The organism is Aidingimonas halophila, assembly GCF_900106955.1.
GTDB classification, from domain to species: Bacteria; Pseudomonadota; Gammaproteobacteria; order Pseudomonadales; family Halomonadaceae; genus Aidingimonas; species Aidingimonas halophila.
Genome location: NZ_FNNI01000007.1, coordinates 89,026 through 110,067 on the forward strand (window position 1 = coordinate 89,026; position 21,042 = coordinate 110,067).

The 21,042-nt window shown below is 60.0% G+C and carries 23 protein-coding genes; 6 read left to right on the forward strand and 17 right to left on the reverse strand.

The window, feature by feature from the left end; all coding sequences use genetic code 11:
• Window positions 1-71 precede the first annotated feature (71 nt).
• Entirely contained in the window at window positions 72-773 is a 702-nt protein-coding gene (locus tag BLW01_RS14000) for an aspartate/glutamate racemase family protein (RefSeq protein WP_092570789.1), read from the forward strand.
• On the opposite strand, the gene ampC is transcribed toward BLW01_RS14000, so the two are convergent.
• A complete protein-coding gene (gene ampC, locus BLW01_RS14005) occupies window positions 765-1,937 on the reverse strand; it encodes a class C beta-lactamase (RefSeq protein ID WP_092570791.1) in 1,173 nt (390 codons plus the stop codon). The two genes, BLW01_RS14000 and ampC, sit on opposite strands and share 9 nt — an antisense overlap.
• Before the next feature lie 254 nt (window positions 1,938-2,191).
• Here ampC and BLW01_RS14010 point away from each other — a divergent pair, with 254 nt between their 5' ends.
• Window positions 2,192-3,829, forward strand: coding sequence for an alkaline phosphatase D family protein (locus BLW01_RS14010; RefSeq protein WP_175529850.1), 1,638 nt, complete (start codon window positions 2,192-2,194; stop codon window positions 3,827-3,829).
• A gap of 139 nt (window positions 3,830-3,968) precedes the next feature.
• On the opposite strand, the gene BLW01_RS14015 is transcribed toward BLW01_RS14010, so the two are convergent.
• On the reverse strand, window positions 3,969-4,424 hold the full coding sequence (locus tag BLW01_RS14015) for a cupin domain-containing protein (protein WP_092570795.1): 456 nt from the start codon (window positions 4,422-4,424) through the stop codon (window positions 3,969-3,971).
• A 149-nt stretch (window positions 4,425-4,573) separates the two neighbouring features.
• Between BLW01_RS14015 and BLW01_RS14020 the strand changes: the two genes are divergently transcribed.
• Window positions 4,574-5,116 (forward strand): YqhA family protein, encoded by a 543-nt coding sequence (locus tag BLW01_RS14020; RefSeq protein WP_092571221.1) that lies wholly within the window; start codon window positions 4,574-4,576, stop codon window positions 5,114-5,116.
• A gap of 16 nt (window positions 5,117-5,132) precedes the next feature.
• On the opposite strand, the gene BLW01_RS14025 is transcribed toward BLW01_RS14020, so the two are convergent.
• From BLW01_RS14025 to BLW01_RS14055, 7 genes are all read right to left on the reverse strand, one after another.
• Window positions 5,133-5,681, reverse strand: a complete 549-nt coding sequence (locus BLW01_RS14025; RefSeq protein WP_092570797.1) for a thioredoxin family protein — start codon at window positions 5,679-5,681, stop codon at window positions 5,133-5,135.
• A 65-nt stretch (window positions 5,682-5,746) separates the two neighbouring features.
• Window positions 5,747-6,505, reverse strand: coding sequence for a Mut7-C RNAse domain-containing protein (locus BLW01_RS14030; RefSeq protein ID WP_092570799.1), 759 nt, complete (start codon window positions 6,503-6,505; stop codon window positions 5,747-5,749).
• 85 nt (window positions 6,506-6,590) lie between these two features.
• On the reverse strand, window positions 6,591-7,214 hold the full coding sequence (locus BLW01_RS14035; protein WP_092570801.1) for a CoA pyrophosphatase: 624 nt from the start codon (window positions 7,212-7,214) through the stop codon (window positions 6,591-6,593).
• Window positions 7,215-7,289: 75 nt separating this feature from the next.
• Window positions 7,290-8,900, reverse strand: coding sequence for an ABC transporter ATP-binding protein (locus BLW01_RS14040; RefSeq protein ID WP_092571223.1), 1,611 nt, complete (start codon window positions 8,898-8,900; stop codon window positions 7,290-7,292).
• Window positions 8,901-8,911: 11 nt separating this feature from the next.
• Entirely contained in the window at window positions 8,912-9,808 is an 897-nt protein-coding gene (locus tag BLW01_RS14045) for an ABC transporter permease (protein ID WP_092570803.1), read from the reverse strand.
• The gene (oppB, locus tag BLW01_RS14050; protein ID WP_092570806.1) at window positions 9,798-10,724 is read right to left on the reverse strand and encodes an oligopeptide ABC transporter permease OppB; all 927 of its coding nucleotides are present in this window, start codon (window positions 10,722-10,724) and stop codon (window positions 9,798-9,800) included. The genes BLW01_RS14045 and oppB overlap by 11 nt, the downstream gene beginning before the upstream one ends.
• A 61-nt stretch (window positions 10,725-10,785) precedes the next feature.
• Entirely contained in the window at window positions 10,786-12,366 is a 1,581-nt protein-coding gene (locus tag BLW01_RS14055) for a peptide ABC transporter substrate-binding protein (protein WP_092570808.1), read from the reverse strand.
• Between the two features lie 252 nt (window positions 12,367-12,618).
• On the opposite strand from BLW01_RS14055, the gene BLW01_RS14060 reads away from it, so the two are divergent.
• Together BLW01_RS14060 and BLW01_RS14065 are read left to right on the forward strand one after the other, a co-directional pair.
• Window positions 12,619-13,683, forward strand: a complete 1,065-nt coding sequence (locus tag BLW01_RS14060; RefSeq protein WP_175529851.1) for an AraC family transcriptional regulator — start codon at window positions 12,619-12,621, stop codon at window positions 13,681-13,683.
• 142 nt (window positions 13,684-13,825) lie between these two features.
• Window positions 13,826-14,383: an NUDIX hydrolase gene (locus tag BLW01_RS14065; protein WP_092570812.1), complete on the forward strand. Its 558-nt coding sequence runs from the start codon at window positions 13,826-13,828 to the stop codon at window positions 14,381-14,383.
• 16 nt (window positions 14,384-14,399) lie between these two features.
• Here the strand turns inward: BLW01_RS14065 and BLW01_RS14070 are convergent, their stop codons facing one another.
• Genes BLW01_RS14070 through BLW01_RS14095 form a run of 6 tightly spaced genes read right to left on the reverse strand, consistent with a single transcriptional unit; the run spans window position 14,400 to window position 19,425 of the window.
• A complete protein-coding gene (locus BLW01_RS14070) occupies window positions 14,400-15,656 on the reverse strand; it encodes a M20 family metallo-hydrolase (protein WP_092570814.1) in 1,257 nt (418 codons plus the stop codon).
• A complete protein-coding gene (locus BLW01_RS14075; protein ID WP_092570816.1) occupies window positions 15,653-16,360 on the reverse strand; it encodes a DUF1989 domain-containing protein in 708 nt (235 codons plus the stop codon). The genes BLW01_RS14070 and BLW01_RS14075 overlap by 4 nt, the downstream gene beginning before the upstream one ends.
• A 13-nt stretch (window positions 16,361-16,373) precedes the next feature.
• The gene (locus BLW01_RS14080) at window positions 16,374-17,207 is read right to left on the reverse strand and encodes an amino acid ABC transporter ATP-binding protein (protein WP_092570818.1); all 834 of its coding nucleotides are present in this window, start codon (window positions 17,205-17,207) and stop codon (window positions 16,374-16,376) included.
• Complete coding sequence (locus tag BLW01_RS14085) at window positions 17,194-17,901, reverse strand: amino acid ABC transporter permease (protein ID WP_092570820.1); 708 nt, start codon at window positions 17,899-17,901, stop codon at window positions 17,194-17,196. The genes BLW01_RS14080 and BLW01_RS14085 overlap by 14 nt, the downstream gene beginning before the upstream one ends.
• A gap of 10 nt (window positions 17,902-17,911) precedes the next feature.
• The gene (locus BLW01_RS14090) at window positions 17,912-18,568 is read right to left on the reverse strand and encodes an amino acid ABC transporter permease (protein ID WP_092570822.1); all 657 of its coding nucleotides are present in this window, start codon (window positions 18,566-18,568) and stop codon (window positions 17,912-17,914) included.
• A gap of 32 nt (window positions 18,569-18,600) precedes the next feature.
• Window positions 18,601-19,425, reverse strand: coding sequence for a transporter substrate-binding domain-containing protein (locus BLW01_RS14095; RefSeq protein WP_092570824.1), 825 nt, complete (start codon window positions 19,423-19,425; stop codon window positions 18,601-18,603).
• A gap of 166 nt (window positions 19,426-19,591) precedes the next feature.
• Between BLW01_RS14095 and BLW01_RS14100 the strand changes: the two genes are divergently transcribed.
• Window positions 19,592-20,530 (forward strand): LysR family transcriptional regulator, encoded by a 939-nt coding sequence (locus tag BLW01_RS14100; protein WP_092570826.1) that lies wholly within the window; start codon window positions 19,592-19,594, stop codon window positions 20,528-20,530.
• On the opposite strand, the gene BLW01_RS14105 is transcribed toward BLW01_RS14100, so the two are convergent.
• Window positions 20,527-20,838 carry a YqfO family protein gene (locus BLW01_RS14105; RefSeq protein WP_092570828.1) on the reverse strand — a complete coding sequence of 104 codons (312 nt, stop codon included), beginning with the start codon at window positions 20,836-20,838 and terminating at the stop codon, window positions 20,527-20,529. The genes BLW01_RS14100 and BLW01_RS14105 overlap by 4 nt on opposite strands.
• Before the next feature lie 34 nt (window positions 20,839-20,872).
• The gene (locus BLW01_RS18500) at window positions 20,873-21,025 is read right to left on the reverse strand and encodes a hypothetical protein (protein WP_175529852.1); all 153 of its coding nucleotides are present in this window, start codon (window positions 21,023-21,025) and stop codon (window positions 20,873-20,875) included.
• Window positions 21,026-21,042 lie beyond the last annotated feature (17 nt).

A 21,042-nucleotide genomic window follows, 5' to 3' on the forward strand; every position in this document is an offset into this window, starting at 1 on the left:
CTATTGTATTCGATATCGCTCAGGTTCATGCAGAGTCTGTTCATCAATACACATCCAGAGGACGGTTCGCAATGCTTACCATCGGGTTGCTTGGCGGCATGAGTTGGGAATCCACCGAGAGCTACTATCGGGCGCTGAATGAGGGCGTGAAGCAGGCGCTGGGCGGATTGCATTCCGCGAAGGTAGCGATGGTGAGTATCGATTTCGCCGAGATCGAGACCATGCAGCACGAGGGGCGATGGGACGATGCCGGAGAGGTGCTGGCGAATGCCGCTCGCCAGGTAGAGCGGGCCGGGGCGGATTTTCTGCTGATCGCCACGAACACCATGCACAAGGTGGCGCCGCAGGTGGAAGCGGCCATCGATATCCCGTTACTGCATATTGCCGATGCCACCGCCGAACGCCTGGCCGCCGACGGCATCACGCGGGTCGGCTTGCTCGGTACGCGCTTCACCATGGAGCAGGATTTCTATAAATCCTGCCTGACCGAGCGTTACGGCATCGAGGTGATGGTGCCGGATGAGGCCCGGCGAGACTATGTGCATCGGGTTATTTTCGATGAACTCTGTCTCGGGCGTATCGAACCCGCCTCGAAAGACGGGTTCCTGGGTGTGATCGGCTCGTTGCACGCCGATGGTGCCCAGGCAGTGATTCTCGGCTGTACCGAGATCGCCATGCTGGTCAAGGCAACCGATACTGACGTCCCGCTCTACGACACGACGGCCATCCATGCGGCCGGGGCCGTGGAACGGGCGCTGCATCAGTCAGAATGACTCGCCATCGATCACGTCGAGGCCGGTGAGTATGCGGTAGGCGGCCTCGACGCGTGCGTCGTTGGGATAATTCTTGTTGGCCAGCATCACCAGCCCCGTCTGCTCACCGGGAAGCATCACGATATAGCCGCCGAAGCCGTTGGTGGAGCCGGTCTTGTTGACCCAGACATCATCACGCGGAGGCTGCGTCGGCTCGATCGCCTCGGCCGCGTTGGGATCGAGAATCATGTCGTAGCCGTTGCCCGCGAGCAGCGTATCGAGTGCAACGGGTAACGGATACTGCTCCCAGATCAGGTCCTGCGTCATGTCGCCGACCCGGTAATAGCCCCGGCGTGTCGCGTCGACAGCTTGTTGCAGCTCGCCTCCGGTGTCTTCCTGATGCAGGTAGGTCTGCACCAGCCTGGCCAGGTCGGTGGCCGTGGTCTTGAGGCCGTAAGCCTCGTCATCCAGAACGCCGGGCGAGACACGAATCGGCTCGCCGTCCTTGTCCTCGCCCATGGCATAGTCCGCCATCCGTGCGTCGGGGACGTCATACCACGTACTCGCCATGCCCAAGGGTTCCAGCACCTTGTCGTGCATCGCCGTCACGAAGTCGCTATCGAGGCCGGCCGCGGTTGCCAGCCCCAGCAACCCTATGCCGAGATTCGAGTAGGTACGACTCTCGCCGATCGGCTCGCGTGGCTGCCACTGGCGATACCACGCCATCAATGACTCGCGATCCGTGATCGACTCCGGCACGAAAAGCGGTAGACCGCCGCCCGTGTGAGTGCCGAGGTGGCGTCCGGTAATTTCATCGAAAGCGCTGCCCTCGAGTTCAGGAAGATAGCGACTCACCGGGGCGTCGAGATCGAGTTGGCCCTCGACGACCGCCAGCGACACCAGGGTGGCGGTCAAGGTCTTGCTGAGCGAGCCGATCTCGAACACGGTGTCGTCATCGACCGGCGTCTCGGCTTCGCGATCGGCGACGCCGTAATTGGCAATCCACGTACCTTGCGGTCTGACAACGGCGATCGCCATGCCGGGGATATGTTGCGCGTCCATCAGCGATGAGACGATGGGATCGAGCACTTCGCGGGTTCGTGTTTCCACATCGTCAGTCTGCCCCAGTGCCACGTTGCCCCCACTTAGCAGCGTCAGTGACACACCCAGCATCCATCCTTTCATTGCAATGTCCTTATCAAGCGGTAAATGACTCCATCATTCAGCGTCGACATCATGCACGAAAACCCCCATCACCGGAAGTTCCCGGAGCATGACCGGCATCGGACTCCCGTGTTCTCTTGAAGAGCGATACGGCGGCACCGCCTGTCGTCTCCAGCGTGGAACGAGCGCTGGATGAATCGCTGTGAATGCAGGGTATCCTCTGCTATCCAGAAGTCCAGGCGTGCATGACGACACAACGACAAGCGAGGCGAGCGATGTCCGTATTGCAGGATCCCGACAATTACGAGTCGATGAAGCCGAAGCTGAATTCAGCGGCGATCGTGGGACACACCACGTCGTCCTCCGTGCGGCTCTGGGTTCGCACATACAAGGCAGGGACGTGGTGGCTATTGCTCAGTGAGCGGAAACTGGAAGAGGATAATTACAACCTGTCGGGCAAGACGCCTGCAGCGATCAAGGAGGAACACGATGACGTCGTCGCTCTCGACCATCATCAGTTCCGCCAGGACGAGGGCCTGACTCACTGCTTCACCATTGAGGGTCTGGCTCCCGAGACGCGTTATTACTACTACCTGATCGGATCGTCGGATATCGACAGGCGCATCGAGCTGGGCGGCGATCACCAGCACTGGTTTCGCACGCTGCCGCAGAAACCGATCGGGCTGCGGTTCGGTTTCTACTCCTGCCACGACCCCTATAGCGTCAAACCGAGTAACGAAGGCGCCTGGGAGAACTTCCGCGAGGTGCTCGACGACCGCCGGGCCCACTTCGTGATCGGCGGTGGCGATCAGATCTACTGCGATACCAACAAGGCGTCGCGTATCCAGGATGTCTGGGACTGGCTGAAAGAGAACAAGCAGGCGCTGATCGAACGATACAGCGATGATAGCGGCACCCTCGATGAGGTAGGCCTGGTCGACTATTTCGTCAAGCTGTATCGAACGTATTACCGCGTCTACTGGCATTTCGAAAACGTCAGGGCGGTCTACCGGCGCTTTCCGCAATACATGATCTGGGATGACCATGAGATCGTTGATGGCTGGGGCTCGCTGACCCGCAAGGAACGCGAAGAGAAACTGGCGCGAATGTTCCGGGATGACGACCCGGAGAAGGACTACCAGCTCGTCATGCTGATGTTCCGGGCCGCCTCCAAGGTGTACTGGGAATATCAACACTCCCATAATCCATCGACCACGCTGAACCTGGAAAACCTGGACGACACTCAGTGGGACTATAGCTTCGAGCATGGCGAGTTCGCCTTCTACGCCCTGGATTTGCGCGGTCACCATGACTGCGAGCGGGACGCGTACCGCCTGCTCGGGGAAACCCAGTTCAAGCGCTTCGAGCGCTGGATGACATCGCGCAAGATGGCGCGCAAGAAAGCGGTCTTCATCATTTCTCCCGTGCCCGTCGTACACTGGAACGAGATGGTGGCGAATACCCTCGATGTGGGAAGCGTGAAAGACGATTTCATGGATGAATGGGGGCACGAAACGAACCACGACGAGCGCAGGAAACTGCTGGATCTGTTACTGAAAACCTCCGACAAGCACCAACTGCCCATCATCATCCTGAGTGGCGATGTTCACTGCGCCAGTGCGTTCCGCATTACCCACTCGACCCGATACGCCAAGGCCAACCTGTTCAATGTCACCTCCAGCGCGATATCGCGCTCGCCGGCACCATCTCTGGCCACCATTGCCATGCAGCGCTCGGCCGGGATCAACGGCTATGATGGTGAATTCGAACAACTCTATACCGTGGCGGGCAAGAATAACTTCGCCCTGATCAACGCCGATTACTGGGACGGCGAACTCACCATCGGCGCCCATCTATACCGCTGCGGCCCTGAAGGCGACGACCTGCACCAGAAATACATTGCCTTGGTATAGCGGCAATAACGCCGGTGAGGGAACCAAGGTCTCGAACCCGACTGATTCTTCCGCTGGCGCTTCAGGATCAGCGAGTTGTTCGTTCGCGGCTGTCTGCGCCGCTCGAGACCCTACATGGGCTCTTCTCTCAGGTCGTGAATCACACGAAATGCCGCCAGTCGGGCGGCACTTCCTTGGCTTGTGCGTCCGACATCATGGTGAAATCCTCGAAGTCGAAGCCCGGGGCGACCGTGCAGCCGCACAGCGTATAGTCGCCGGTGCTTTCCGCGCCTTGCCATTGGCCGCCGTGAACCACGGCGAAGTAATCGTCGCAGCCTGCGCCGATGGTGGTCGCCTCGAATCGTTGGCCGTCGCCGCGTATCAGCCGCAGCGGGGCGCCTTCATAGACATGCCAGAGTTCGTCGTGCAGCACCTGGTGAAACCGGCTGCGCTCGCCGCGCTGGAGCAGGAAATAAATGTGCGTGGCGCCGGGGCGAATGGCGCCGTTCACTGGCGAATTCAATGTCATGCGGCTCTGGAAGACCTGCACGAAGTGCCCGCCTTCCGGGTGCGGTTGGAGGCGATAATGATCGATCAACTGCTGAATGCGTGACATGCGGTTATCTCCTGATGGCGTGATCGGCGACACGGTGGCTATCCTCAACGCTGAAGTCGAGTGAACGACGGTTGACGACGCAATGAGACGCTGGGTGCTGAACGGCTATAATGGCCGTGGACATCATTATTCCCGATCTGCGAGAGACCATGGAAGACAACTCCAACAAGCCTGATGCCAACCGACACGAACAGCGGTTCGAACGCTATCTCTGGAATTCACGTTTGCTGGTCATGCTGGCGGTAGTGCCCAGTCTGCTCGGGGCGTTGGTGTTGTTCATCATCGGCACCGTCGATATCTTTCACGTGCTGCTGGTTGCCGTGGAGTATTACTTCTTCGGTGCCACGGAAGACATCCACGATGTGGTGGTACCCAACATCATCATGGCCGTGGATATCTATCTGATCGCCATCGTGTTGCTGATCTTCGGTTTGGGGGTCTACCGTTTATTCGTCTCGCCCATTGAGCAGGCCGAGACGCACTCATCCTATCATCCTTTCAACGTGCAATCGTTCGATCAACTCAAGGACAAGATCGCGCGGGTCGTGATCCTGGCGGTGATTATCGAGTTCTTCCGGGCTGTGGTCGATATCCGTTTCCAGTCGCCATTGGACGCCATCTATCTGGCGCTGTCAGTGCTGGCGTTGGCGGCGGCACTCTATCTCATGAGCCTGGCGCACAAGAAAGAGTGAGCCGCGCCGTTGCCATTCACTTCCATTTGATATTGCAGCCCATCGAGGGTGTCTGGTTGCTGTCGGGCGTTTCGCCATTGAGAATGGCGTCGGCCGCATCGCGGAGATCCTGTCCGGTGACCGGTGTGTCCTTGCTGGGGCGGCTGTCGTCGAACTGGCCGCGATACGCGAGTCTGTGGTTATAGTCGAACAGGAAGAAGTCCGGCGTGCAGGCGGCATCGAAGGCGCGGGCGACCTCCTGGCTCTCGTCGACCAGATAGGGGAACTCGTAACTGCGCGCCTGGGCTTCCTCGGCCATGCGTTCGGGGCTGTCATCAGGATGGTTATGAAAGTCGTTGCTGTTGATGGCGACCACCGCCAGCCCCTTGGACTGATACTCGCGAGCGAATTCGGCGAAGGCATCGGCAATGTGTTTGACGAACGGGCAGTGGTTACAGATGAAGGCGACCAGAATCGGCTGGCCCTCGAACCGGCTGCTGTCGACATGGCCGCCCTGGGCATCGGGCAGGTCGAAGTCAGGCATGGGCGAACCCAGTTCGGTCATTTGCGATGGTGTCAGTGACATGGTCACACCTCCATGTTGCGTTAATATCGATACCCTGAGGATAACAAAGACCGAACCGGTCATTGCTACCGTGGCGGTTCTTTGCGGCGTTGTCCGAGGCGTTTGATCAGTGCCTGCATGCGGTTGACGTGACTGCCTTCCCAGTAGATCTGGGCACAAGTGTCGCATTGCAGGAAGTGGTTGTAGTAGCGCTTGGTCTTGGGTTCGAGCTGGTCGATCACTTGCGCCTTGTCGACGGGCCGCAGCGTGCCGTTGCAGTGAGCGCAGCGTGTGAACGGAGCGAAACCGCTGTGCAGCCCGAGATGGTCGCAGATTTCTTCGAGTTGTTGCCAGGGATCGTCGGCGCGCACGAAATGTGCCAGGGAGACCCGCTTGCGCTTGAGCAGGTCGCGATCACGGGTGAGCAGTACGCGGTGTTCCTCATCGGCGCAGACGGCCAGTTCCTGGTCGTCATAATCGTTGCGGTAGCGGGTATCGAAACCCAGCAGCCGCAGGTAGCGGGCCAGCTTCCCGAGATGTGCATCGAGCACGAAGCAGGGGCATGGCGGTGGCCTCGGTCGCAGATGGCGCGGTGAATCGACGTCGGCGTCGAGGGTCCAGGGGAAGACCGCTACCCTGTCCCGGTCGCGCAGGATGTAATCGAAGCCGACCGATGCGTCATGGACGACGATGACGTCGACCTCGGTGTGCGGTACATCCAGTGCTTCGATTACGTCCTTGATGGCGGCGCGTCGTTCGAAGGAGTACTCGATGTACTGGTGCTGCCGATCCGGTGGCAGGAAGTCGTTGAGATCGCCGTAAAAGCGGAAGTAAGCGATGGCCATGATGCCTCCTGCCTGCCTCAATGACACGTTCGCTGTCGATCAGCCGGGTCGGCTCGGCATCTGGGCAGAGGGGAGAGCATGTCGCTCATGTCGTCCTCAGCTTGCGAGGTGGCCGATAGCGCAAGCGGCCGCCTACAGGGAAACGATCCAGGCTGATATCGCAGCCGAAACCCTCCGCCAGCAGTTCCACCAGCATCATCGCCGACAACCCCCAGATGATATGTCCTTCGGCGTGATAGCTCGGCACGTAGATCGGACGCCCGTCGACGGTGATGACATCGGTATGGCTGCGGCAGTCCTCGAGGAAGAGGGAAAGCGGTACCTCGAAGATGGTATCGAGCTCCTCGAAGTCCGGTCGCAGCGGCAGGTCCGGCGGGATTAGCCCGACATAAGGGGTGACCCGCATGCCGTGCAACGAGATCACGTCGCTCAACCGGCCGATCACCTCGACATGGTCGCGAGGCAAGGCGATCTCCTCGTGAGCCTCGCGCAACGCGGTCGCGAGCAGATCGGTATCATCAGGCTCGCGCTTGCCGCCGGGAAAGGCGACCTGACCGCTGTGCTGCTTGAGGTGATCGGCCCGGCGCGTGAACAGCAGCGTCGGGGCCGGACGCTCGACGATTGCCATCAATACGGCCGCCTGGGGCATATCGAGGGCGATGCGCCGGGGTTGGAGTGCGTGCAGTCGCTCGCGAACGTTCTCTAACATGGAAGTTCCGTCGGGTTTCATTCGTTTGTACCCAGCCCACTGCCAGGCGTCAAGACGGAACGTCGTGATACGCCATCAAGCAGGCATGTCCAGGAACGCGGCGCGCATGAGCTCCCGGGTATAGGCTTCCCGGGGCGATCGGAACAGTGCGTCGGTGTCTCCTTGTTCGACCACTTGCCCGTCCTTCATCACCAGCACGGTATCCGACAGAGCGCGGACAACCGCCAGATCGTGGCTGATGAACAGGTATGTCAGGTCGTGACGTTTCTGCAGCGTGCGCAACAGGTCGATGACCGTGGCCTGGACCGAGCGATCCAGGGCCGATGTCGGCTCGTCGAGCAGCAGGAACTCGGGTTTGAGCACCAGGGCGCGGGCAATGGCGATGCGTTGTCGCTGTCCGCCCGAGAATTCATGCGGGTAACGCTGGCGCATCGCCGGGTCCAGCGAGACCTCCTGCAGCGCTTCGGTCACGCGCTCGATACGCTGGCGGCGATTCAGTTCCGGATGGTGGACGCGCAATCCTTCACTGACGATTTCGCCCACCGTCATACGGGGCGACAGCGAGCCGAACGGGTCCTGGAAAACGACCTGCATGCGTGACCGTATCGGGCGCATGGCCTTGCCGTCGAGGTGGGTCAGCTCGGTATCGTCGAAGCGCACCTCGCCCTGGCTCTCGAGCAGGCGCAGCAGTGCCCGGCCGAGCGTCGACTTGCCCGACCCGGATTCGCCGACGATCCCCAGGGTCTGCCCACGTTGTATACGAAGATCGATCCCCTTTACCGCCTCGAAATAGGCATTGGGGCGAAACAGGCGCTTCTTGAGCGCGAAGCGTACCCGCAGATCCCTGGCGTCCACCAACAGGGGGGCCGAGGCGTCGACCGGGGGCTTGCTGCCGTGAGGTTCGGCCTCGATCAATGTTTTCGTGTAGTCATGGCGGGGATAACGGAATAACTCCGCCGTGGGGGCGGTTTCCACGACTTCCCCCTGACGCATGACGCAGACGCGATCGGCGAAGTGGCGAACGATGCCCAGGTCATGGGTAATGAAGAGGATCGCCAGACCGTACTGCTCCTGCAATGTCTTGAGCAGTTGGAGAATCTGTGCCTGGACCGTGACATCCAGGGCCGTGGTGGGTTCGTCCGCGATCAGCAGCTTGGGCTCGCAGGCCAACGCCATGGCGATCATTACCCGTTGTCGTTGGCCGCCGGAGAGTTCGTAGGGGTAGCTCGTCTGGCGACGCTGGGCCTCGGGGATGCCGACCTGTTCCAGCAATTCGATCACCCGGTCCCGTGCGGCGCGACCGTTCAGCGAGGTGTGCTTGTCAAGCACTTCGCGGATCTGGTGGCCGATGCGTTGCAAGGGGTTCAGGGAGGTCATCGGCTCCTGGAAGATCATGGCGATCTCGTTGCCGCGAATGGCACGTATCCGTTTGTTGCTCACATCGAGCAGTGACTTGATCCCTTGTGGCGTGTGCCAGCGAATATCGCCCTTGGCCTCGGCCAGTTCCGGGAGCAACCGCAGGATCGAGGTGGCGGTGATCGACTTGCCCGAACCGGATTCACCGACCAGCGCCAGGGTCTCGCCGGTATGCAGTGACAGGCTGACATCCTTGACTGCCGTGATGCGTCCCTGGGGCAGGGGAAAGTCAACGCGCAGCCGGTCGATTTCCAGCAACAGTTGCGACATGTCGGTCTCCATCAACGGGTCCTGGGATCGAGGGCATCGCGCAGCCCATCGCCCAGGAAGTTCAGGCAGAACAGCGTCAACGCCAGAAACGCTGAGGGGACGATCAGCATCCAGGGGGCGGTTTCCATCATGTCGGTGCCTTCACTGATCAACACGCCCCAACTGGTCATCGGCTCCTGGACGCCCAAGCCCAGGAACGATAGAAAGCTCTCCAGCAGGATGACCTTGGGCACCGTCAAGGTGACGTAGACGATGACCGGCCCCAGGGTGTTGGGGATCAGGTGGCGGACGATGATGGTGCGATTGGTGACACCCAGTGCGCGGGCGGCTTCCACGAATTCGCGGCGCTTGAGGGCGAGGGTCTGGCCGCGCACGATGCGCGACATGTCGAGCCACTCGACCGCACCGATGGCGGCATAGATCAGCAGGATATGGCGTCCGAACAGCACCATCATCAGGATCACCAGGAACATGAATGGCAGCGAATACATGATGTCGACGAATCGCATCATCAGGTTGTCCACGCGACCGCCCATGAAACCGGCGATCGCGCCATAGAGGACACCGATCACCAGGGAGACCAGCGTGGCGACGACCGCCACGGAGAGTGAGATCTGTCCACCGTAGAGTGAGCGTGTCAGCAGGTCCCGGCCGTTGGCATCGGTGCCGGCGTAATGGCCCTCGGCCAGGCTGGGCGGTGCCGTGAAGGCATTCCAGTCGACTTCACTCAGCCCCCAGGGCGTCAACCATGGCCCGGCGATACAGGCGACGGTCAGGATGATCAGTATGACCAGGCTGGTCATGGCGGCCCGGTTCTGCTTGAGGCGCCGCCAGGCTTCGCGTCCCAGGCTCTCGCCGACGGTATGGGCCTCGCTGGCCGTATGCATTGTAGGAAGGTCAGTCGTCATAGCGAATCTGCGGGTCGAGAGCGGAGTAGATGAGGTCGACGATCAGGTTGAGCAGCACGATCAACGCGCCATAGAACACTACCGTCCCCATCACCAGGGTGTAGTCGCGATTGAGTGCAGCCTGGACGAAGTAACGTCCGATACCGGGGATGCCGAAAATCTGTTCGATGACCACCGAACCGGTGATGATGCCGGCCGCAGCCGGGCCCAGGTAGGACACCACCGGGAGCATGGCCGGACGCATGGCATGTCGCCAGATGACTTCCCGTTCCGACAGCCCCTTGGCTCGGGCGGTGCGGATATGCTGGCTGCCCAGCACTTCGATCATGCTGGCGCGCATCATGCGGGCGATATAGGCGATCTGCTGGATCGAAAGTGCCACCACGGGAAGCAGCATGTTGCGCCAGTGGCCGTCGTTCCAGCCCCCCACCGGCAACCACGCCAGGAACACGCCGAACACCAGTGCCATCAAGGGGGCGATGACGAAATTGGGAATGGCGATGCCGGCCAGGGCCGTGCCCATGACCAGGTAGTCGATACTGGAATTGCGGCGCAGCGCGGCGATGATGCCGAGTGGCAGGCCGACGGCCAGGGCAAGCAGTATTGCCCACATGCCCAGTTCGAGGCTGACCGGAAAGCCCTGGCCTATCAGCTCGGTGACACTGAAGTCCTCGTAGCGGAACGAGGGGCCGAAGTCGCCTTGCAGCAGGTTGCCCAAATAGATGAGGTACTGCTTCCAGATCGGTTGATCGAGATTGTAGCTGGCCAGCAAATTGGCCTCGATCTCGGCGGGCAGCTGGCGTTCGCCATCGAACGGACCGCCCGGTGCGAGGTGCATCAGGAAGAACGACACGGTGATGACGATCAGCAGCGTCGGTATGGCCTGTAGCAGGCGTTTAGCAATGTAGTGCAGCATCAGGATTCCCCTGAGCCCCGCACGTGTCGGGGCCCGTCATGCCAGTCAGGAAAACGGGATGTCAATCGTCGAAGGAGACCCAGCGCGAGCGGTGGATGTCCTCGATATTGTTTTCCCACCCTTGAAGATCGGGGTTCACCAGATTGCGTGATACGTAGTAATAGATTGGCAGGGTGGCCGTCTCGTCGAGCGCCAGCTTTTCGGCTTCGGCCATGATGTCGGCGCGTTCGTCGAGATCCTGGGTTTCGGACGCCTGATCCATCAACGCATCGAACTTCTCATTGCTGTACGCGCCGTAATTGTTGGCGACACCGGTTTCCAGCAGGCTCAGGAAGTTCTGGGCATCGTTGTAGTCGCCGATCCAACCGGCACGACCGACATCGAAGTCGCCTTGGCGCATGTCCTCGTAATGCACGGCCACTTCCGAGTTGTTGAGCTCGACCTCGACCCCCAGCGGTTCCCACATGGCGCCGATGGCAATGGCGACCTTGCGATGGTCCTCGCTGGTGTTATAACGCAGGTTCAACTCTAGCGGATCGTCAGGGCCGTAGCCCGCCTCGGCGAGGAGCTCCTTGGCGCGGGCCATGCGCTCCTCCTGACTCATGTCGGCCATGGACGATTGCGGTGCATCATAGCGATTCACGCCCGGGGGGACGAAGCTGTAGGCGGGTTCTTCACCGGTACCCAGGATCTGGTTGGTGATGACCTCGCGCCGCACCGCCAGGCTGAGCGCTTCACGAACTCGTGGATCGGCCGTGGGATGGCCGTCACGCGTGTTGAGCGTGTAATAGTAGATGCCCAGGAACGGTGCCGTCGTCGTGGCATCCGGCAGGTTTTCCTGCAGCCAGTCGTACTGCTGGGTCGGAAAATCGCGGGCGACATCGATTTCATCGGCGCGGAAGCGATTCAGGGCCGTCGTGCGCTCTTCGATGGGAAAATACACCACCTCGTCGAGTGCCACCTCGTCGGCATCGTGGAATTGGTCGTTCCTGGAAACCTCGATGCGGGTTTGTGAGCGCCAGCGTTCCAGTTTGAAAGGCCCGTTGGACACCATGTGGTCGGCGCGGGACCAGTCATCGCCATGCTCCTCGACGACATGTTTGGGCACCGGATAGGCCGTGTAATGTGACAATTGATCGAGGAAGTAGGGCGTCGAGCGTTCCAGCGTGATCTTCAGGGTATGATCATCGACGGCTTCGATGCCGAGCGTCTCCGGATCGGCATCGCCTTCATAGACCGTTTCAGCATTCTTGACCGGATAGAGCAGATAGGCGTAGTCCGCAGCCGTGGCTGGATTCAGGATGCGTTGAAATGCATAGACGAAATCCTCGGCAGTGACGACTTCGCCATCGGACCAGCGGGCGTCGTCACGTAGCTCGAAGGTGTATTCGGTGCCGTCATCGGAAATCTCCCAGGATTCCGCGACGCCCGGAATTCGCTCACCGTCGGCAGCTTCGGTGACCAACCCCTCGAAGAGGTCTCCGACAACATCGTTCTCCCAGGTGCCGCTGATCTTGTGTGGATCGAGCGACGCCGGTTCGCCCATGATGGCAATGCGCAAGGTGTCGGCTTGCAGGGGTAGGGTCATGAGGCCGGATAGCAATGCCGCACTACTTGCCAGTAATAGACGTTGTTTTCGCATAGAGGATCACTCCGTGGCTTGGTTGTATTTGTCCTTTTGCATGGGCAATCGAACGGCAGGATCACTGCCCGCATCTGACATTACCACCTGGTACAGGGTGACTGTATTGGCTGGCGTGTAATGCTACTCTTTTGGCATGTGTTGCTATATGAATTCTGAGAGACGTCATTATTTTTTTAAAATCAATAATTTAAAAATGAGATGCGACTGACTCGTCAATGGCGGGAAGCCAATAACAAGAGGGGAAGGACCATGTCGCAATGTGAACGAGGCTCTGAGTTTGGCGATGATACCGGGGCGACCGTTGCAGCCTCTGCCGCGCGATTCAAGATCGAGCTGCTTCGCAGAATGGGGTTGGATGAACGGAAGCTATGCCGACAAGCAGGGGTGGATCGGACGGCGTTGAGCGAGACCCATCATCGGGTGAGGCGTGCCGATCTGTTGCGACTCTATGCGCTGGCTGAGCTAGAACGCTCGGACGTGAATGTGGCCGTGGCGGGACATGAATTGGTGGATGCGGGATTCCTGGGTATCACGGGATACGTGATGATGACCAGTGCCACTTTCGGGGACGCTTTGGCGCGGCTGGCACACTATGCGCCACTGGTCGATGACGACGTGGCGGTGACAGTATGTTCGGAGGGGAAGCGAACCTGGTTGGCGGCCAGCTATTCTCGTGGCTTGCGCTTACCGCATGGTTTCACGCTGGCTGGAGTGTCGGGGCTGATGGGATTCTTCCGGATTCTGCTGGGTCATTACCCTCGGATAGATGAAATCGCCTTGATGCACGGCAAGCCGTGTGCCTCGCATGCCGGATCGCTATTCGGAGCGCGCCTATCGTTCGGCCAGTCACGTTATGCCGTGGCGCTGGATACCTCGGAACTCGGCAACCCCCTCCGTACCGCCAATGCAGTTCTGGATGATGTGCATCGGGAGGTGGCTGATACGGCGCTGAATGAGATCGGCAGTGCCTGCTGTGTCCGACAGGTGCGTGACAAGGTGAGCGAGGCTCTGGTCGGACGCGTACCCACCATCGAGGATGTGGCCAGGGACCTGGGTGTCAGCAAGCGGACCCTGCAGCGCAATCTGCATCGATGCGGTACCAGTTACAAGGCGATCATCAACGATACCCGCCGGGAGAGGGCGCATCAGTTGCTTTGCTACTCGAACGCCAACCTCAAGGAAGTGGCCTGGTTACTGGGCTTTTCGGAACGTAATAGCTTCTTTCGAGCCCATCACCACTGGTACGGGATGACTCCTACCCAATATCGATCCCGGTATGCGGTTCGGGATGATGAACGCGAACCCCTGCGGTGACCGGCCATGCTGAATATCACCGGATCAATACGGAGGCGAGTCGTGCTTGCAGGCACTCGTGTAATTTCTCTAACATGGACGCTCCGCCTGGAGCCTTCCGTTCATACCCAGCCGCTTCCAGGCGTCAAGCATGAGGCCATGCATGAATTTCTGTAGTCACTGCGGACACCGCGTCCAGTTTGCGATACCCGATGGTGACGACCGTCCGCGTTACTTGTGCGAGGCCTGTGGCACCATCCATTACCAGAATCCACGTATCGTGGCCGGCACGTTGCCGGTGAGGGGCAGCAAGATTCTGCTTTGTCGCCGGGCGATTCCCCCACGCAAGGGGTATTGGACCCTACCGGCAGGTTTCATGGAAAACGCCGAGACAACCGTTGAAGCCGCTGCCCGGGAGACGCAGGAAGAGGCGTGTGCCGACGTCTCGATCCACGGTCTCTACACCTTGATCAACCTGCCGCACATCAATCAGGTCTACATGATCTTTCGGGCCGATCTCGACGGCGGTTTCGATGCCGGCCCGGAAAGCCTGGAAGTCGCATTGTTCGAAGAGCACGAGATTCCCTGGGAGGAGCTGGCGTTCCCGACCATCGAGCGCACGCTGCGGCACTTCTATCAGGATCGGCTCAGCGATGATTACCCCCTTCACATCAGCGATATCACGCCGGAAGATAGGGAGCGCTATTTCGGCAGCGCCTAGATACTTCGCCAGCATGCTACATGGCGAGCCGGCATAGCGTGGCGGTCAGCAAGCGGGCGCCCTCTATGGCATCATTGGCGTCGATACGCTCCGAGGGGTGGTGGCTAATACCTCCTTTGCAAGGGATGAAAATCATGCCGGTGGGGCAATGGCCCGCCAGGTGAATGGCGTCATGAAACGCTCCCGATACCAGCCACGGTGCGTTCTGTCCCAACTCGGCCGCCGCTTCAGCGATGACATCAGTGACAACCTCGGGAAAGGCGACAGGGTCGATGCGCGATAGAGGCGTCAGCGCGGCCGTGCAGCCGGCCCATTCCTGGGCGGCCAGCGCCTGGAAGCGAGCCTCGAGTTCAGTAAGCGTACCGGCATCGGGATGACGCAGGTCGATGGTAAACAATGTGCGCTCGGGAATGGTATTGACCGAGCCGGGAAAGACCTGAAAGCGGCCGATGGTGAAGCGCAGCAGGTCCTCATCATCGCAGGCGGCATTGCGCAATGCGGCAGCCAGGGCACAAGCCCCTTCCAGAGCGTCCTGACGCGCGGTACGAGGTGTCGTGCCGGCGTGATTGGCGGTTCCTCGCACCTCGCATTCGAACCAGCCAACGCCCTGAATCCCTGTAACGATACCGGTGGGCGCGCCTTGTCGTTCCAGTATCGGTCCCTGCTCGATATGCAACTCGATGAATGTCTGCATGGGCGTGCCGAGAGGGCATCGCTCAATCCCCGCCTCGCCGAGTCGGGTCAGGCAGGCATCGAGCGCTTCGCCGAACGAGATACCATCGGCATCGGTGAGGGCGCGTGTCTCGTCTTTACGCCGCACACCGGTGAAACAGGCCGATCCCGAGGTGCCCGGCGCGAAGCGCATGCCTTCCTCGTTGGTCCAGGAAACCACCTCCAGCGAGTGGCGAGGCTGAACGCCCGCTTCCCGGAAGGCACGCAAGGCCGCCAACCCGGCAAGTACGCCATAGGCCCCGTCGTATTTGCCGCCGGTCGGCTGACTGTCGAGATGACTGCCGGTGGTGATGGGAGGCAGATCGGGATCGGTGCCCGGCAGATGGACGAACATGTTGCCGATCGGATCGACTCGCACCTGACAGCCGATGGCCTTTGCCTGTTCGGCCAGCCACAGCCGGGCCTGTATGTCGTTGTCGTCGAGAGTGAGCCGGGCGACACCACCGTCGGTGCGGGCACCGAGTTGCGCCAGATCATGCAGTTCCGCCCACAGCCGTGCGCCATCCAGCGCAGCCACCACCCGTCCGGTCGTCGATGTCATGCTCGGACCTCGAAATGCAGTTCGACCGGCTCGCACTGTTCACCATTGATGGGAATGATGTCCTGCGGACAGGATGACATGGCCACGATACAGTCCATTTCGGCACGCAGTTCGACGTAATCGCCGGGGCGTGATACCGGCGGGCTCCAGTCGATCTTCATCTGCGCGTTGACGGGAATGTTCATCCACAGGTTGAGCGGTTGGGGCACTTCCGGCACCGAGAGTTGGATGGCCTGCATCGCCAGTCGCAGATTGTCGGCACAGTTGTCGTGGTAGCCGGTTACCCCCAGGGTCATGTAGCGATACAGGTCGCAAGCCGCCATCAGAGTATCGTGAATGCCCGGCGAGGTATCGGCGGTCAACGTCATGATTGGTCGGCGGCGGTTGCTGAGCAGTGGGTCGCCGACCGAGGGGATCAGGCCATCGATCCAGGCCCGGCCATGCTCCCAGGACATGAATTCATTGAGATTGTGAGTGCTGAACGCCCAGGTATCGCACACCTGAGTGCCGTGGGTATTGATGATACGAATCGTTTGACCGGCCGTCAGACGCACGGCACGCCCCTGACGGGCGGGGACCTCATAGCGTTCGCCCAGTACGGGGATGCCCTGAGGAGAAATGGGATTGTCGAGGGTACCGTTCTGGCCGCAGGGGTAACAGTTCTGTCGCGGCATGGTAGCGATACGGGCGTGATCGAATGTCATGGGGGTTCTCCTTTCAGGTCAGGGCGCGTTCACGCCAGGTATTGAGGAATTGCGATAGCCGTTCGCTGGCGGGGCGACGGAATAGCGTCTCGGGTTTACCGCTCTCGACGATGCGACCTTCATCCATGAACACGACCCTGTCGGCAACATTTGCCGCGAACCCCATCTCGTGGGTGACGATAGCCATGGTCATGCCGTCGCTGGCGAGTTGCTTCATGACGGCGAGCACTTCACCGACCAGTTCCGGGTCGAGTGCCGAGGTGGGTTCATCGAACAGCATGACTTCCGGTTTCATGGCCAGGGCGCGAGCAATGGCGACGCGCTGCTTCTGTCCACCCGAGAGGCTCGCCGGATAGTGGTGTGCGCGATCGAACAGGCCGACACGTTTCAGCATGGCCATGCCTTCACGGTCGGCCTCGCGGCGTGACAGGCCTTGTACCAGGCGCAGCGCTTCGGTGACATTCTGTAGTGCTGTGCGGTGCGGCCAGAGATGGAAATGCTGGAACACCATGCCCAATGGTGCCCGGACCCGGTCAATGGCTTTTTCGCTGGCGCGGATGCGCATGCCGCCACGCTGTTCGTAGCCGAGCAACTGGCCGTGGATATATACGTTGCCGTCGTCATAGGGTTCGAGAAACGCGAGACAGCGCAACAGGGTCGATTTTCCCGAACCCGAGGGGCCGATGACACACACGACCTCTGACGGCGACAGGGCGAAGTCGATGTTGTCCAGGACGTGCAGATCTCCGAAATGCTTGCTGATGCCTCTGGCTTCGATCAGTGAACCATTGACGGCTGTCGTCTTGGCCTTGGTGATTGGATCGATGGTTGTCTCAAGAGGTGGCATGAGTGGCTCCTGCGGTGTCGGATGACGATGGGGTGGGCATCCGGCTGCGTTGTGCCAGTCGCTTTTCCAGGGCATAGCCGCCGCGTGCGATCGTTTCGATGATCAGCCAGTAGAGCAGGGCGACCGTGATGTAGGGCTCGATCACTGCAAAGGTCTCGTTGACCATGGCTGTGGCGTTCTTGGTCAGATCGTCGACCGAGATCACCGACAGCAATGCCGACTCTTTCACCAGGATGATCAGTTGATTGGTGCTCGGTGGCACAATCAGTTGCAGCATCTGGGGAATCTGTATTCGCCGTAGAATATTCAGTCGCGAAATCCCCAGCATGCGGGCGGCTTCGAGTTGCCCCTGTGGAATCGAGAGGAAGCCGCCACGATAGATCTCGGCGAAATAGCCGGCACCGTACAGGCCGATTCCCACCAGCCCGGCGATTTCCGCGCTCAACCGCAGTCCGATACTGGGCCCGCCGTAGTAGAGCAGGAAAAGGATGACGAGCAGGGGGATGCCCCGGCATAACTCGATATAGGTGGCCACCAGCGGCCCGACGAGGCGCGGGCTGGAGAGCCGTAGCGACGCAAGTACCAACCCCAGACCGAGTGCGACCAGGCATCCCAGGAAGCAGATCCAGACGGTATTCCAGAGTCCTTGCAGAATCAGGCCGCGCATCTCGAACAGTAGTTGGAAATCGAACATTGAGGCTTCCTCACTCGGCGGCCAGGCCGCCCTTCATATGGCGCTCGAGATAGGCACTGATGCGGGCGAGCAGTAGATTGACCGCCAGGTAGAGCAGTGCAGCGACCAGGTAGGTTTCCAGTGGCTGGAAGGTGCGTGAGGCGATCTGTTCGCTGGTGCGCATCAGTTCCGTCACTGAGATCACCGAAATCAGCGATGAATTCTTGAGAATGGTGATGACCTCATTGGTCAGTGGCGGCAAGGTCAGGCGGAAAACCTGAGGCACCACGATACGGCGGCGAATATCCCAATGGTGCATGCCGACCATACGCGCCGCTTCGATCTGCCCCTGAGGGATGTGGGCGATACCGCTGCGGAAGATTTCCGACTGGAATGCGGCGGTGTTGAGCGTCAGAGTCAGAATGGCAGCCGGCAGCGGTGGAATGTTGAGGCCGAATTCCGGCAGCAGATAATAGACCAGTAGCAGTTGCAGCAGGATGGGCGTGCCACGCCAGAAGCTACGGTACCCCCCGGCCAGCCAGCGAACGGTCGCGAATCGGCTGGTCAGTGCGAACGCCAGTGTCATGCCGAGAAGCATGCCCAGTGCGATGGCCGAGAGGGATACGATCAGCGTGAACGTGAGCCCGCGCAGCAGAACGGGATAATTGTCGATCAGTATCTCGAACATGGGGGTACCGGGGCTTTATTCGCCTGATGGCGTTACTCGACGTCCGGCTCGGGTAGCTCCATGGGAAGATCCATGGTGTCGCCGAACCATTTCTCTTGCAGCTCCGCCAGGGTGCCGTCCTCGTTGAGCCGTTGAATCTGTTCGTCCATGAAGGTGTTGAGGCTCTCGCTCTCATCGTCATCGCGACCCGCCCAACTGAAATAGACCGGATCGCCGAAGGTGCCGATTACCTTGAACGTGTCCGGACGGGTGCGCTCGGCTTCCATCAGGTTGGGGAGGCTGTTGATGACGACATCGACGCGCCCATTGCCGAGATCGGCATAAGCCTCGTCGACGGAGGTATACGTCTCGATGGTCGACACGCCTTCGTCGAGGCTCTCGGAGTAGGCTTCCAGCGCTTCCAGTTGGGCTGAACCGGCCTGGGCGCCGGCGGTCTTGCCGGTTATGTCTTCCGGCGATTCCACCGAGTCGTCATCGGCTCGCGTCATGACCGCCATGGTGGCATCGGCGATCGGGGCGCTGAGATGGTAGCGCTCCATGCGCTCGGGAGTGGCGGTCACGGACGTGACAACGTAATCGAACTGCTCGCGTTCCAGGCCGGGCAGAATGCCCTGCCATGGCAGATCCTTGCGCTCCAGTTCCACACCCTCGAGCTCAGGCATGATTTCTGCCATGATATCGGCGGAATAGCCGACGATCTCACCATCCTCGACGAACTCGAACGGGGCGAAACGCGCTTCCGTACCGACGGTAAAAACGCCTTCTTCCTTGATGTCTTCCAGCAGATCGGCGTGGGCCGATGCGATGCCGAGTGTCGTTGCCGCGATGACACCGCTTATCGTAAATGCGCAATTCATGGTCGATCCTCCGGTTGGTGGTCTTGTTACTTGCGGAGAGGCACTGCGTTGTGTCGTTAGGGTCGGTATTAGTAAAGCAGGGTATTCACAACAAAAAAATTGCTATTTTTTGCAGTTCATACCTACGATATTGATGTAATTTGCACCACTTTAGCGCGGAGAACCGATGAAACTCGCTGCCGCCGATCTCAAGAGCCTGGCCGTTTTTCTCGCCGTGGCTGAACACCGAGGGTTTGCCGGCGCGCAGACGGCACTGCACATGAGTCAGTCCGCCATCAGTTTCCATATCCGGGCGATCGAGGAGCGGGTCGGGTTCACGGTCTGTCAGCGTGGGCGACAAGGGTTCGAGTTGACCGAACGTGGCGCCATCGCCTATGAACGCGCCAAGGCGCTGCTGGCGGATGTCGATGACTTCGACAGTGAAATGAGCGAGTTGCGCAGCACCGTCTATGGGACGTTGCGGCTAGGTGTGGTGGATAACACCATCATGAATGAGGAATTGCAGCTACAAGACGTTATCGGCGAATTCCTGCGCAAGAACCACAAAGTCAGAATCAATGTCATGGTGGGGAGTCCCGATTACCTGATCGGGGAGATTGCCAATGGCGATATTCAGGCAGGCATCCTGCCTGAGACGACGCAGATGGAAGGGCTCCAGCATCGCCAGATCTACACGGAAATGCATAGCGTATATTGCGGTGCTCGTCATCCGCTCTTTGGACAGCCGGATAGCGCGCTGAACGCTGGTGAGATCAGCCGGTATCCGTTCGTCGTGCGGCCGTATGCCAACCTGCAGGAGTTGCAGGCCTTTCCCGGGGCACAGGTCGGCGCTCATGCATCCAACATGGAAGCCCAGGCATTATTGATCTTGAGCGGGCATTTCATCGGTAACCTGCCGACGCATTACGCCGCGCACTGGGTGGCTCGGGGGGAGCTGCGCCCCTTGATGGCCGACAGCATCCGGATTCCCTCACCATTCTGCATTGTGACTCGTGCCGGTCGGCGACCCTCTCTGATGGTGCGCAACTTCATCCAGGAACTGGTATCCCAGCTCTGGCAGCATGCTCATGGCAACGAGGGAGACGATGCGTCGGCAGTGGATTAGATGTCTTCGAGTTGCCAGACATCATAGGCCGGCTCTTCATAAGGATGCGCCAGCTTCAGTGCCGCTACCGCAGGATGGATGACGTCATCGCTGCAGACCAGCTCCACCTTCAACTCCTCGACATGCTCCAGGCCTCCGACTTCGCCAATATGCGGATCGGCGCCCTCGAGCGGGCGAAACTGTCCCGTGCCGGGGGTCTGGAAGCAGCACGCCTCATAATCGCCGATACGTCCGGCACCGGTTTCAAAGATAGCTTCCTTGACGGTTTCGGCATCTTCCACGGGCACGAAGAAAGCAAGCTTGTACATGCGAACTCCTGATGATGGCGTGACTACATTGCTCTCATAGGTTGAGATGCCGTGGCCTGGTATGCAAGGGGTGCTGGTATGATGAAGCATCTTGCAGCTGCTCGGTATGGGTGAAGTCGACGACGACCAGTTCCCCGGCCGGGGCGCCGGCCCCCTCGAGTGTAAACTGCAGACCTGTCTGGGCCATGAAACTATCCTTGTCGT